Source organism: Sinorhizobium garamanticum (assembly GCF_029892065.1).
In the GTDB taxonomy this organism is placed as follows: Bacteria; Pseudomonadota; Alphaproteobacteria; order Rhizobiales; family Rhizobiaceae; genus Sinorhizobium; species Sinorhizobium garamanticum.
In genome coordinates, this window is the sequence record NZ_CP120374.1 from 132,494 (window position 1) to 145,442 (window position 12,949).

Below are 12,949 nucleotides of genomic sequence, written 5' to 3' on the forward strand. Positions count from 1 at the left end.
GCGTTTCCTCAACGTCTGGAACGAATGACTGGAATCTGCAATTTTTCGGCAATTTGCACCAGATCTGCAAGTGAGGTTGCCTGCATCTTCTGCATGATCTTGCTGCGGTGCATTTCAATCATGATCTCGCTGATTCCGAGCTCGGCGGCGGCCTGTTTGTCCGGGAGGCCGCTGACCACAAGCGGCAGCACCTCGCGCTCCTGCGGCGTAAGCGCCGCCAAGCGGCGTTCGAGCTCGGTGAGCTCCGCCCGTACCGATCGTTGAACGCGATCCTGGTCGATCGCCGCCCGAACCGCCGCGACCAGATCGTTCTCCCCGACCGGTTTCCTCAGAAAGCCGACAACGCCGCCCTCAATGGCAAGCACCGACGATGGAATGTCGTGCCCGGTAAGGAAAACGATCGGGGGATGAACGTCCCCGGACAGTTGCTTCTGAAACTCGAGGCCGTTGATGCCGGGCAGCTCGACGTCGAGGATCAGGCACGCAGGGAGATCGGGCCTCGCATAGGCGAGGTAATCCGCCGCGACGGCGAACGTCTCGGCCCGCCATCCCAGGGACTCCAGCAGCTCGCCGAGCGCCTCGCGCACTCTGGCGTCGTCATCCACGACGAAGACCATTTCCTCGCGCGGGCTCATGGTGCCTCGCTAGCCGCCAAGCGCGAAGGAAAGCCTTTGGCGCCTTCGCGTTTTGCGAATTTCTCCAGCGTGAACTCCCAGTTCGCTTCGCGGACGATCGCGTACTCCGCCCCGTGGTATCGGTTCGTCATATCGGACATATTCGCTCGCTCCTTACTGTGCTGATTTGGAAGCATAGACGATGAAGCATTACGTTCCGCTGGATCAACGCAAACAAAGGTTTGGGATTCTCGGCGACCCTAAAGCGCCGCGCGTCCAATCGGATGCGTAAAGGTTGCTGTTGCACTTTGAATGGCTGCATAGCCGCAAGTGTGCATTGCGCGACCGACTGCGCGTCATCTCGCTGAATGGGCGGCCGGCTGGAGTGTGCGCGGCCAGGATTAGACAACCTAAACTTTCGTTTAGTCGGAATAGGTATCTCGATGTGTTAGTTTCGCAATGGGATAGAGGAGGACGCCCCGGCAATTCACGCGACTGGAGTTTGGTGCCCTGGCGCGTCTCCTGGATGTCGGGAGAGAAATGCGCCATGCCCCAAACAATAACGGGCACCTAACGCCAGCATTCGAAAGTGCGGGGTGTGAATGTCAGCCTCTTTCGGCGTATCAATTGGGCAGGGATGTGTCCCGAGCACAGAAATGATGTAGCATCGCACCTAGAAATGCGGGAGACGCGTAACAGTTTCCCGGCCAGGGCGGAATTCAGTTTTCGCCAAAGCAAGTCACGGCTGGGAGGATTAGCCTTCTAGCTAAGTAGTTCCTGAAGTAGAGTTAGGTTCTTGCGTCAACCATGCACCATCGCTGTTATTGATGACGACGACGCTCTCCGCGATTCGATGAAAGATATGCTAGAGTCACTGGGTTACGAAGCCATTGCTTTTTCGTCAGCGCCGGAATTCCTCGCGCTTTATCGCCAATGCCCAATTCACTGCATTATCTCCGACGTCAAAATGCCCGGTGTCGATGGGTTGCAGTTGTTGGAAATATTGAACAGCAAGGGCGTGCAAACGCCATTCATATTCATGACGGCCTTTCGTGATCAGTGGTTGACCACAGCTGCCAGGCAAGGTGGCGCTCGTGGTGTTCTGTCAAAGCCCATCGACTCGGATCAGCTGGTTGCGATGCTTGAGTCGGCAGTTGGAGACGACAGCCGCGGTGAGGGTACGGACTAGCCGCTCACCCTGACTGCATTCCTTTGAACGCCGCTGCGGCATTGGCCCCCGAGCTCAGAGGGCGCACCTCCCGAACAAATGACGGAACAGCGACTACGTGTGTTCGATTACGACGGCAATCCCGACGGAATGCCAACACGAAGACGCGACCTCGAGGCATTGCTCCGGGTGGCATAGCGGGCCGCGAGCGGAGGGATCGTTCGATTTCGACCACTGTGATCGATGCCGAGGCAAGAACGGTCATCTGCCAGGACGAAGTGACAGCTCAGGCAGTTGATTGAACGCACGCGAGACAAGACTTGGAAGCCTGCAGCGCCGCGTCTTATTGGGCGCGCAAAGGACGCTGGAGCAGTAGTGCGGCTGGCAAAGCGGATTGATGCCGCAGATTCCGTCATCGGCAATTCGGAAGCCCCCAGCAACACTGGGGGCTGTAATTGCACGTCGGCGAATTCTATTTACGCGGTGATAAACTCGAGGATGTCGCGGTTGATCACGTCGGCGTGGGTGGTTGCCATGCCGTGGGGAAGACCTTTGTACACCTTGAGCACGTTGCTGCCGAGAAGCTTGGCGGACAAGAGGGCGGTATCGGCGACCGGAACAACCTGGTCATCATCGCCGTGCATGATGAGAGTCGGCACGTCGATGGTCTTGAGGTCTTCGGTGAAATCAGTCTCCGAGAATGCCTTGATGCCGTCGTACTGGGCCTTTGTGCTGCCCGTCATCGCTTGCCGCCACCAGTTCTCGATCACTGGATTCGAGGGGGTCGCGCCGGGTCGATTGTATCCGTAGAACGGTCCGCTTGCGAAATCCCGGTAAAGCTGGCTGCGGTTCTCCAGCAGCGCTTTCCTGAAGCCGTCGAACACCTCAATGGGCAGCCCACCGGGGTTTGCAGGCGTCTTGACCATGAGAGGGGGAACGGCGCCAATGAGAACCAGCTTGGCCACGCGCCCATTGCCGTGGCGGGCAACGTAGCGGGTTGCTTCGCCACCTCCGGTCGAGTGACCGACGTGGATCGTGTTGCGAAGATCCAGATGCTCGACCACGGCCGCGGCGTCGCTGGCGTAGTGGTCCATATCATGGCCGTCGTTTACATCACTCGATCGGCCATGCCCACGTCGGTCGTGAGCGACGACTCGATAACCCTTCTCCATGAAGAAAAGCAGTTGCGCGTCCCAATCATCGGAGCTGAGCGGCCAACCGTGATGAAACATGATGGGCTGCCCGCTCCTCGGGCCCCAATCCTTGTAGAAGATCTCCACGCCGTCAGCAGTGGCGACTCTGTTTGCGCGCAGTGTGCTGCTCCCTGCGGGAGAAGCGGGGGAAGCTGAGGCTGGTGTCGCCGACGCCACGGGAAGGGCCGCTGCAGCGGCGAGGCCGAGCCCGGCGGTCATTACGCCACGGCGAGTGGTCTGGGGGGTATTGGAATCCATTGCTTTCTCCTACATCGGCAAAACGATGCGTGTTGGATGGTTTTCGTGCTTGTGCCGCCCACGACGTCGTTGGGCGCTTGCGAGCATGAGCGCCCAGGTTTGCCAACTGTAGCTGTACAAAGGTTTGGGTCCGGCCGTTTCCTAAAGGCCGCCGTCGCGACCTCATTCAAGACAAAGCGGCAAAGGCGACGTGCCATGTGGATAGCTAATAAAATCCTGCGGTTGTGATAGATCAGTCTGGCTCCTGTTAGCGGGAACGAAGAGAAAAGCGTTCATGAGGCAAAGACCAGTTGTTGCCCATGAAGACCAAAATCCAGTGAAAAGAAGAGGTTTAGTGATGCGCGATCTAGTCGCAATCGTAACTGGTGGTAGTTCCGGCATCGGACGCGAAGTGGCTATTACATTAGCAAAGCTTGGCGCTCGTGTTCTGATAACGGCACGGCGTCAGCCGGGAATTGATGAAGTCTGCGCCCAATCGGAAAACATCAAAGGAATCATTGCCGATGTGGCAAAGGCGGCTGACATCAAGCGGACGGTTGAGGAAGCAATCGGTCTTTGGGGGAGGCTGGATATTCTGATCAACAACGCCGGAGCAGGCGGCATCATGCCACTCGCGGACGCAACAGAGGACCGGATAAAGGACATTTTTGCTGTCAACGTGCTGGGCCCGAGTCTATTGGCCGCCGCAGCCCTTCCGCACTTGAGCGGTCGGGGCGGGGCCATTATCAACATCTCCAGTACCTATGGGCACAAGGCTGCTCCGGGCTTCTCTCACTATGCTGCGAGCAAGGCGGCGCTCGAGCATCTCACGCGCTGCTGGGCGCTTGAACTTGCACCCCATGGAGTGCGCGTAAATGCAATTGCCGCCGGGCCGACAGAAACCGGCGCGCTGACGGGGATGATGGGACTGACTGCCAAAGAAGCGGAGGACGTCAAGGAGCATGAGCGCAATCTGATCCCGTTGAAGCGTCGGGGCACACCGCACGACGTCGCCCAATGGATAGCGATGTTTGCGAACCCGAAGACGGCATGGACGACCGGTCAAATTCTGTCGATAGATGGAGGGCTTTCGATCGTGTGAGAAACCGGGATGGAAAAGGCTGGCCGCGAACTCTACTGTCGCGGCCAGACTTTTTGTCGTTTCGGGTTCTTATTTGTTCGTGGCTACGGCGAGAACGTGCCAGTCGCCCGGCATGTCGTAAATGCTCTCGTCGCGTGCTCAGCTTTACTTCGGCTGGGCCGTCATGGCGAACCACTGTTCGAAGGTGATGCGGCCAAGGCGCGGGCTCTTGTCCGAAACGAGAGAATTGTCCTCGAGACGTGCACCGAAATAGCGTGCTTCCGGATCTGCCACGACCTTTCTCGGATCTTTCATCTTCTTCAGATACTGCTCGACCAATCCACTGAGCTTCACACGATCGGGACCGGCGATTTCGACGATCCCATTCTGCGGTTCACCCAGCGCCACGTCGGTCATGGCGTCCGCGACGTCGTCCGAAGCGATCGGCTGTATGAACGCTGGGGACAGGTGGACCGTGTCGCCGACGGTGCCCGATTGGGCGATGCCGTTAACGAACTCCATGAACTGTGTGGAGTGCACAATCGTATAAGGTATGCCGGATGCTCGGATCAGGTTTTCCTGCGCCAGCTTGGCGCGGAAATAGCCACTTTCTTGCAGGCGTTCGGTGCCGACAACGGACAGCGCGATGTGGTGCCTGACACCTGCGACTTTCTCCGCAGCCAACAGGTTTCTGCCCGATGTCTCGAAGAACTCGAGCACGGCCTTGTCCTCGAATGACGGAGAGTTTGCGAGATCAAGCACCACTTTGGCATTCTCAAGAGCCTGGGCGAGTCCTTCGCCGGTAATCGTATTGACGCCCGTATTCGGTGCCGCAGCGATGACTTCGTGGCCGCGCTTGCGTAAACGCTCGGCAGTCTTCGAACCGATAAGGCCGGTCCCACCTATAATAACGATTTTCATTACATATACCTCCGGTTGCAGATTAGGTCGCGTTTGGAGTCGAGCAAATGAGAGCAACGAGTTAGTTCAAGCCGGCCTTGTCGAGGCCAAAGGCCTTGTCGGCTGATCCTGGAACCGCTTTGAAGCCGATGCTGGCGCGGTTCCAGGCATTGATGGCCATGACTGCGAATGTGAGGTCGGAAATCTCCTTTTCGGAGAGCTGACTGCGGACACGCTCGTAAATATCATCCGGAACGCCGCCGGCCGGCAGGTTCGTCAGCACTTCCGTCCAGGTCAGCGCTGCCCGCTCGCGAGGGGCAAACAAGTTTGACTCGCGCCAGATCGCAACATGGTGGACGCGCAACTCGCTTTCGCCATGGATCTTTGCTTCCTTGACGTGCATGTCCAGGCAGAAGGCGCACCCGTTCATCTGCGAGGCCCGGATCTGCACCAGGTCGCGCGTCTTCTGGTCGATGACGCTATCGTTCACTGCGGCGCTGAGCTCCATCAACTTCTTGAAGAGTTCGGGGGACTGCTGTGCGTAGTTCAGTCGCTGTGTCATAGAAATCTTACCCTGCTTGTTCGCCAATGGATGCCGGCCCGGCCGGCGCTTGGGAGAGGTTGGAACGTCGCGAATAGTAGTTTGAACGCCCTCCCCACGGATCCTAAACCTTGGTTTAGGATCCGCTTCGAGGCACTTCGCGGACGCGAGATTGGCGGCGGCTGGAGGGCGATCGCCCTACAGCGCCGCGGGCGCGACTGGCCACGGATCTTGTGTATGGAGGGGTCAATGCGCCCGCACGGCCTTCGCAACGTATCGTTGCGCCAGGTGCGATTACCCAACCTCGGCAGCAGGCCACGTGTCAGTCGCGCAAATTGGTCGTCTTGAGAAAAGGCGATGCCGAGCAATTGTTCTCGGACGGCTTTTTCATGGTGGCAAGGATTAGATGAGCTCTGATTTTTTCACCAGGTCGGCTAGTGAGCGGGCTTCCATCTTGCGCATCACGCTGGCTCTGTGAATCTTGACCATGATCTCACTGATCCCGAGCTCATAGGCTATTTGCTTGTTCATAAGGCCGTCGGTGACGTGCTGCATCACTTGCTTTTCCCGAGGCGTCAGTGTCGACGCTTTCTGCTTGATGGCATTCCTGACGACGGCATCCTGTCGTTTGACCCGATCAGTCTCGAAAGCCCTGCTTACTGCGTCGAGCAGCTCTTCATTGGTGAAGGGCTTTAGCAGAAAGTCTACCGCACCGGCTTTCATTGCCGTTACGCTCATGGGCACATCGGCATGGCCCGTCACGAAGACAACTGGAGTTTGGCATCCCAGATCCTCCAACCGGGATTGAAACTCGATGCCGCTCATTCCTGGCATGCGAACATCCAGAACAATGCAACCTGAAGCGTTCAGGCAACCGTTCTCGATGAAATCCAGAGCGTCGCGGAAAGAGGATGCTTTAATGCCCACAGATTCAAAGAGATCGGCCATGGAAAGACGTATGTCGGCATCGTCGTCGATCACAACCACAACTTGTTCCTCGATCGGGGCGTCTTCGATTTTGAGTGCGGCGGACATCTTGCTGTCTCCTCGAATGCCGGAACGATAGCCGCATTCTGCCTCGATTTGTTTTAGGAGGCACCCTGTTTCGAAGTATAGAAGGGTTTAGCTCGCCCGCGTTTTTGGCCATGGCGAGCAGAAGCTAGAGGATGCACAACTGAACGTCCAAAATTTTGAATGATCGACGATTTCGCTGCTTTGTCCGTGGGTTAGGCGGTGCGGCACTCGCTGGGCTCGAGGCCGCGGCTCATTACATCCTCGACAATCCGGCTCGTAAGTGCCTAGGTCGGCACAGCATTTGTGCTGGGATGTCGGTAATGGCGATTATTGGTGATAAGACTGCCGGATTATCGGCGTTCGTTTTGACCGTGGAGGCCGGCTCCTTTAGTGCCGCTTCCAAGCTCCTGGGAACGACCCCATCTGCGGTCTCAAAGAGTGTAGCCAGATTGGAGCAGCGCCTCGGAGCTAAACTCTTCCGGCGTTCCACGCGATCGCTCACGCTGACGGTCGAAGGAACAGCCTACTACGAGCGAACCGTGCCATTGCTCCGCGGCCTTGAAGATGCCGAGGAAGTGGTTCGGTCGGCCTCCACCGCTCGCGGCGCGCTGCGCGTAACGATGCCAAGCGAGCTCGGACGAATTTTGATGGATGCGCTGACAACCGATTTCCTGCCTGCCCACCCGGAGATAAGGCTGGAAGTGGGGTGGGCGGATCGTCCTGTCGACTTGATCCGCGAGGGCTACGATCTGGCATTGCGTGCTGGTGCTCCTGTCGACAGCGAACTCAATCTCCGCACGCTCGGCGAACTGCCGATGGTCCTGGTGGCGGCGCCGGATTACCTGCGCAAGATTGGGCGTCCCGCCTCCATCGAGGAACTTAGCTCAGCAAATCATTTGCGCTACATCCTCGGCGGGCGGCCTTTTCTGATCCCGTTCCTGGATGGTGAGATCATCGAGCCCGAGGGTCGTCTTGATCTGGATAGCGGATTCGCGCTCCGAGCCGCCGCGTTAAACGGATTTGGAGTGGCTTGTCTCTTGCGTTGCGCAGTCGAAGCCGACATCCGTGCGGGGAAGTTGGAAGTCGTGTTGCCTTCTCGCCCCCTCAAACGCGTGCCGCTTCACTTTCTTCATGCATTTGGCAGGACGCCACCGCTGCGGGCGCGACTGTTCATGGACTTCGTGGCGGAGCAGATCAAACCGTTCCTTCATGATCAACACCAGGAAAGCTCCGATGACGACAGAGAAGATGGTCGGCTCGGCGACTAACGGTAGCGCGCCGCGCATCATCGCGGACCGAGCCCACCGCCGTCCGGTCTTCGTCTTGCCCTATGAAAGCGGCCTGCTCACCCGATGAGACATTCATTGAATGCTCGCGTTCAGCGCGTGCGGATCTGAGGCCGAACGATGTTCATCTGCAGTTCGTGGCTTGAGGCATACGGGCCGAGCACTTTGATCAGCCGCGTTTGTTCGGCTTCGCCTATACCCGCCCGCCTGCAATATTCGGCCACATCCCAAACCTGCTTGGTCGGAGACTTATCGAGCGCTTTAAGATCACTGCGTATCATCCTGTATCTCCCACTCTATTTCGTGAACGGTAGATCGGATGCCGCCTAGCGGCCGCTCGTGGCGGTGTAGATACTTTCCGCAGGTGCCGTAACTATACGGGAGTTTATGTGGTTGCGATGCGGCCTCACGCAGCAAGTTGGAGAACGTCGTCCGGATCGGCAGCGAGAATCGGAACCGGGCGCCGCCATCGGAGATGATTGGACCGCCCATGCCCTCGCCATGCGCCATAACTGTCGACTGGCGCACGGCCAGTCCGGTGCCCGCGCGTCGGTGCGGCAGGACGACCGCCTGGCTATTTCTGCGCCTGGTTCACCGGTATCGGCTTCACCGGCGCGCCGGGGAAGATTTTCTGCAGGTTACCGGCGATTACCTTGTCGCCTTCGGAAACACCGGATGACAGACCCACGAGGCCGCCATTGCTCGGGCCGAGAGAGACCAGCCGCTGCTCGACAACGTCGCCCTTGCCGACGACATAGACATACTTGCCGAGTTGACTCGACCCGAGTGCGGTCTCGGGCACCATAAGCACGTTCGGTTCGTCCCTGACGCGCAGGCGAACGCGCACGTATTGGCCGGGCAGCAAGGTCAGATCCTTGTTTTCGATCGTCGCGCGCGCCACGACCGTGCCGGTATTGCGCTCGACCGCGTTGTTGATGAAGGTCAGATCGCCGCGGTGACGCGGCTCGGCATCACCCGGCAGAAACACTTCGGCCTGAACCGGCCCGGCCGCCCGTGCCTTCTGGATATCGGCGAGCTCGGGTTCGCTCGGATTGAAGGAGACATAGATCGGCGAAAGTTGCACGAGGTTGTTGAGTGGCGTGCCGGCCACGTCGCTGACCAGTGTTCCCTCGGGAGCCAGGTTTCGCCCGAGCCTTCCTGCAAAGGGTGCGCGGATTTCAGTGTAGTCGCGGTTGATCTCGGCGGTGCGGACCCGCGCCCGCGACATGGCGAGGGCCGCCTCCGCCTGGCGCACGGCGCTTGCGCGCTGGTCGAAGGTGTCCTTGTCCAGATAGCCGGTCGTGGCCAGTTCGTTGCCGCGTGTGAGATTGCTGCGAAGATAGGCGAGCGACGCCTCGTCGCGTCGGACCTGGGCTTTCGCCTGATCGAGCTCTGCTTCGTAGTCGCGCGGGTCGATCCGGTAGAGGAGTTCGCCCTGCGTGACGTCGGCGCCGTCCGGAGCTTCCTGCGACTGTATATAGCCGGAAACCTTGGCCCGGAGCGTGACGTTGCGGATCGATTCCGTCCGTGCAGAATATTCGAGGTAAATGGGGATCGTCTTCTTGACGACCGCGGCGACGGGAACGGGCATGGCAGGAGGTGCAGTCGCAACCGCTGCCCCCGCGCCACCGCTTTCGAGGTCAAGCCTGCCGCCGGTGTATGAATAGGCCGCAGCCAGAGCCGCGATTGCGACTGCTGCGGCAAAGCCAAGTTTCAAACCGCGCATATCAAGCTCCAGTCCCTATTCCGCCGCCTCGGGGTCTCGCTGCCCTTCGGCAGGGCTCGTCGACAGCCCCTCCCGCCATTGTTCGATGACTGCATAGAAAACCGGGACAAAAACAAGTGTCAGGACGGTTGCCATGAGCATACCGCCAAACACTGTTGTGCCGATCGACTGCCGGCTGGCGGCACCGGCGCCCCTCGCGTACATCAATGGGACGACGCCGAGAATGAAGGCGAATGCCGTCATCAAAATCGGCCGTAGCCGCAGGCGGGCCGCTTCGGCGGCGGCGGCGATGATGTCCAGGCCTTCCTGCCGGCGCCGTTTGGCGAACTCGACGATCAGAATAGCGTTTTTCGCGGCAAGGCCAACCAGCATAACGAAGCCGATCTGCGAGTAGACATCGATCTGCATGGTCCTGAGCCACAGGGCGAGCAGGGCGCCAAGGAGGGCGAGCGGCACCGAAAGCAGCACCATGAAGGGCATCGACCAGCTTTCATACTGCGCCGCCAGGATCAGGAAACAAAAGACGATGGCCAGCGCGAAGACGAGCGCGGCGATCGATCCCGCCCGGATCTCCTGATAGGTGATGCCCGTCCATTCGAAGCCGAAGTCCCGCGGCAGGGTGGCCGCGGCGGTGCGCTCCATCGCTGCCACCGCCTGGCTCGAACTGTAGCCCGGCGCGGCCGCGCCGTTTATCAACGCTGACGGATAATTGTTGTAGTGGCTGATTGTCTCGGGGCCTACGGTCGGTTTCAGCGCGCCGAGCGTGCTGAGCGGCACCATATCGCCCGCCGAATTGCGCACGTAAAGCCGGGAAATGTCGGCAGGATTGGAGCGCGCGCTTTGATCGGCCTGAAGCGTGACGCGAAAAGTGCGGCCGAACAGGTTGAAGTCGTTGACATAAAGCGAACCGAAATAGATCTGCAGGGTGTTGAATATATCCGGCAGGTTGAGACCCAACTGCTTTGCCTTGTCCCGGTCGAGGTCATAGTTGAATTGCGGGCTCGACGTGCTGAATGTGGTGAAGAGCTGGTGCGGATTGATTTCCGGCTGCTTTCGCGCCTCGGCTATCAGGGCTTGGGTGGCGTCGTTCAGCGCCACGCTGCCGCGCCCGCCCAGGTCTTCGACCTGGAATTCGAAACCGCCCGTTGCGCCGAGCCCCTGTATCGACGGTGGATCGAAGGCGAGCACGAGAGCGTCGGGGATCTGCAGGAGGAGTGGCTGCACCGCTTCGCGCAGCGCCGATGCTCCTTGTTCCGGAGGGCGCTCGTCCCATGGTTTCAGGACGGCGAACTGGACCGCGGAATTGGACTGGCTCGCGAAAGTCAGGAAGTTGAAGCCGACCACGGAGCCGACGAAATCCACGCCGGCCGTGCCGCGAAGGATTCCCTCCGATTGCCTCGCGACGGCTTCGGTTCGTTCTATCGATGCACCGTCGGGGAGTTGGATGACCACGAAGAAATATCCCTGGTCCTCGACGGGCAGGAACGTCGAGGGAATGCGTTGCCACAATGCGTAGGTGGAGCCGATGGCGATCAGGAAGAGTGCGAAGAGGGCCCAACGCCAACGGACGAGTCCCGCGATGCTGTGCGCATAGGCATGCGAAAACCAATGGAAACCGGTATTGAACCAGCGGAAGAGCACGAATCTCGGCGCGCCGCGATGGCGCAGGAAAGCGGCGCTGAGCGCGGGACTGAGCGTCAGCGAATTGAAAGCGGAAAACGCGACCGAGATCGCAACCGTCAGAGCGAACTGATTGTAAAGGCTGCCGGCTACGCCCGGAATGAAGGCGACTGGCACGAAGACCGCCAGAAGCACGGCAGTCGTCGCGATGATCGGTCCCGTCACCTCCTGCATCGCCTTGCGCGTTGCCGCGAGCGGCGGCAGGCCGGACTCGAGTTGTCGCTCGACGTTCTCGACGACCACGATTGCATCGTCGACCACCAGGCCGATGGCGAGCACCATTCCGAGCAGGCTCAGCATGTTCAGCGAGAAGCCGAGCAGGTACATGACGATGAGCGTCGCGATCAGCGACACCGGAATGGCGATCGTCGGGATAATCGTGGTGCGCACGTTCTGGAGGAAGATGAAGACGACGGCGATGACCAGAGCCAGCGCTTCGACCAGCGTGATAATCACATCATGCATTGCCGCGGACACGAAGCGCGTGGTGTCGTAGAACATGTGATAGGCGATGCCGCTCGGGAAGCGCTGCGACAGCTCGTCCATCTTGGCCTTGACCCGGCTCTGCAGATCGAGCGCATTCGAACCGGGCGCCTGGAACACCGCCAGGACGACGCTCTCCTTGCCGTTGAAGGTCACCGATGACGAATAGAGCAGCGCGCCCAGTTCGACGCGCGCCACGTCTCGCAGCCTGATCGTCGCGCCGGTCGCCGGGTCGGCACGCAGGACGATATCGGCAAATTGCTTGGGGTCGCTCAAACGACCGACCGCATTGATCTGCATCTCGAAGGGTGTGCCGGCCGGTGCCGGGGATTGCCCGATCTTTCCGCCGGCAACCTGGACGTTCTGCTCCTCGATGACGTTCTCCACGTCGACGGCGGTGATGCCCAGATTGGCCATCCGGTCCGGATCGAGCCAGACGCGCATCGAGTAACGCCGTTCGCCGAAGAGCTGGACATCGCCGACGCCCGGCAGGCGCTTGAGCGGATCGAGGATCTGCAGGTAGGCATAGTTGCTGACGGAGGCGAAATCGACGGAATCATCGGGCGAATCGAGGCTGACCAGCACGGTGAAGTTCGGTATCTGCTTGGCGATCGTCACACCGCTCTGGTTTACCAGGGCCGGCAGCGAGGATGCCGCCTGCGATACGCGGTTCTGCACGTCGAGCGCTGCGACGTCGATCGGATAGCCGACGTCAAAGGATATGATGATCCTCGACGAGCCGTCATTGGAGCTCGTCGAAGACATGTAGAGCATGCCCGGCACGCCGTTGATCTGCTGTTCGAGCGGTGTTGTGACCGTATCGGCGACCACCTGGGCGCTGGCACCCGGATAGTTGGCGGAGACGACGATCTGCGGCGGCGTAATGTCTGGGAACTGCGAGACCGGAAGCAGGAAATAGCAGATGGCGCCCGCAAGCGTCATGACGATGGCGATAGCAGACGCGAAAATCGGCCGGTGAATGAAGAACTCGATCATGGCCGGACCGACCCATGTACGACGCGGGCG

12 protein-coding genes are annotated in these 12,949 nt (G+C 59.6%); 3 read left to right on the forward strand and 9 right to left on the reverse strand.

Annotation, left to right across the window (positions count from 1 at the left end; translation table 11 throughout):
- Positions 1 to 8 precede the first annotated feature (8 nt).
- Complete coding sequence (locus PZN02_RS20580) at positions 9 to 635, reverse strand: response regulator transcription factor (RefSeq protein ID WP_280662530.1); 627 nt, start codon at positions 633 to 635, stop codon at positions 9 to 11.
- Positions 632 to 775, reverse strand: a complete 144-nt coding sequence (locus PZN02_RS20585; RefSeq protein WP_280662531.1) for a hypothetical protein — start codon at positions 773 to 775, stop codon at positions 632 to 634. The genes PZN02_RS20580 and PZN02_RS20585 overlap by 4 nt, the downstream gene beginning before the upstream one ends.
- 635 nt (positions 776 to 1,410) lie before the next feature.
- Between PZN02_RS20585 and PZN02_RS20590 the strand changes: the two genes are divergently transcribed.
- Positions 1,411 to 1,803 (forward strand): response regulator transcription factor, encoded by a 393-nt coding sequence (locus tag PZN02_RS20590; RefSeq protein WP_280662532.1) that lies wholly within the window; start codon positions 1,411 to 1,413, stop codon positions 1,801 to 1,803.
- Between the two features lie 455 nt (positions 1,804 to 2,258).
- Here the strand turns inward: PZN02_RS20590 and PZN02_RS20595 are convergent, their stop codons facing one another.
- The gene (locus tag PZN02_RS20595; RefSeq protein ID WP_280662533.1) at positions 2,259 to 3,233 is read right to left on the reverse strand and encodes an alpha/beta fold hydrolase; all 975 of its coding nucleotides are present in this window, start codon (positions 3,231 to 3,233) and stop codon (positions 2,259 to 2,261) included.
- Between the two features lie 274 nt (positions 3,234 to 3,507).
- Between PZN02_RS20595 and PZN02_RS20600 the strand changes: the two genes are divergently transcribed.
- On the forward strand, positions 3,508 to 4,314 hold the full coding sequence (locus tag PZN02_RS20600; protein WP_280662534.1) for an SDR family NAD(P)-dependent oxidoreductase: 807 nt from the start codon (positions 3,508 to 3,510) through the stop codon (positions 4,312 to 4,314).
- A 144-nt stretch (positions 4,315 to 4,458) separates the two neighbouring features.
- On the opposite strand, the gene PZN02_RS20605 is transcribed toward PZN02_RS20600, so the two are convergent.
- From PZN02_RS20605 to PZN02_RS20615, 3 genes are all read right to left on the reverse strand, one after another.
- Positions 4,459 to 5,214 carry an SDR family oxidoreductase gene (locus PZN02_RS20605; RefSeq protein ID WP_280662535.1) on the reverse strand — a complete coding sequence of 252 codons (756 nt, stop codon included), beginning with the start codon at positions 5,212 to 5,214 and terminating at the stop codon, positions 4,459 to 4,461.
- Between the two features lie 61 nt (positions 5,215 to 5,275).
- The gene (locus PZN02_RS20610) at positions 5,276 to 5,755 is read right to left on the reverse strand and encodes a carboxymuconolactone decarboxylase family protein (protein ID WP_280662536.1); all 480 of its coding nucleotides are present in this window, start codon (positions 5,753 to 5,755) and stop codon (positions 5,276 to 5,278) included.
- 381 nt (positions 5,756 to 6,136) lie between these two features.
- Entirely contained in the window at positions 6,137 to 6,769 is a 633-nt protein-coding gene (locus PZN02_RS20615) for a response regulator transcription factor (RefSeq protein WP_280662537.1), read from the reverse strand.
- A 299-nt stretch (positions 6,770 to 7,068) separates the two neighbouring features.
- Here PZN02_RS20615 and PZN02_RS20620 point away from each other — a divergent pair, with 299 nt between their 5' ends.
- Positions 7,069 to 8,016, forward strand: coding sequence for a LysR family transcriptional regulator (locus PZN02_RS20620; RefSeq protein WP_280662538.1), 948 nt, complete (start codon positions 7,069 to 7,071; stop codon positions 8,014 to 8,016).
- A 110-nt stretch (positions 8,017 to 8,126) separates the two neighbouring features.
- Here PZN02_RS20620 and PZN02_RS20625 read toward each other — a convergent pair whose 3' ends face one another.
- The 3 genes from PZN02_RS20625 to PZN02_RS20635 all read right to left on the reverse strand — a co-directional run bounded on the left by PZN02_RS20625 (position 8,127) and on the right by PZN02_RS20635 (position 12,919).
- Positions 8,127 to 8,315, reverse strand: coding sequence for a hypothetical protein (locus PZN02_RS20625; protein WP_280662539.1), 189 nt, complete (start codon positions 8,313 to 8,315; stop codon positions 8,127 to 8,129).
- 293 nt (positions 8,316 to 8,608) lie between these two features.
- Complete coding sequence (locus PZN02_RS20630) at positions 8,609 to 9,760, reverse strand: efflux RND transporter periplasmic adaptor subunit (RefSeq protein WP_280662540.1); 1,152 nt, start codon at positions 9,758 to 9,760, stop codon at positions 8,609 to 8,611.
- Between the two features lie 15 nt (positions 9,761 to 9,775).
- Positions 9,776 to 12,919 (reverse strand): efflux RND transporter permease subunit, encoded by a 3,144-nt coding sequence (locus PZN02_RS20635; protein WP_280662541.1) that lies wholly within the window; start codon positions 12,917 to 12,919, stop codon positions 9,776 to 9,778.
- Between the last annotated feature and the right edge of the window lie 30 nt (positions 12,920 to 12,949).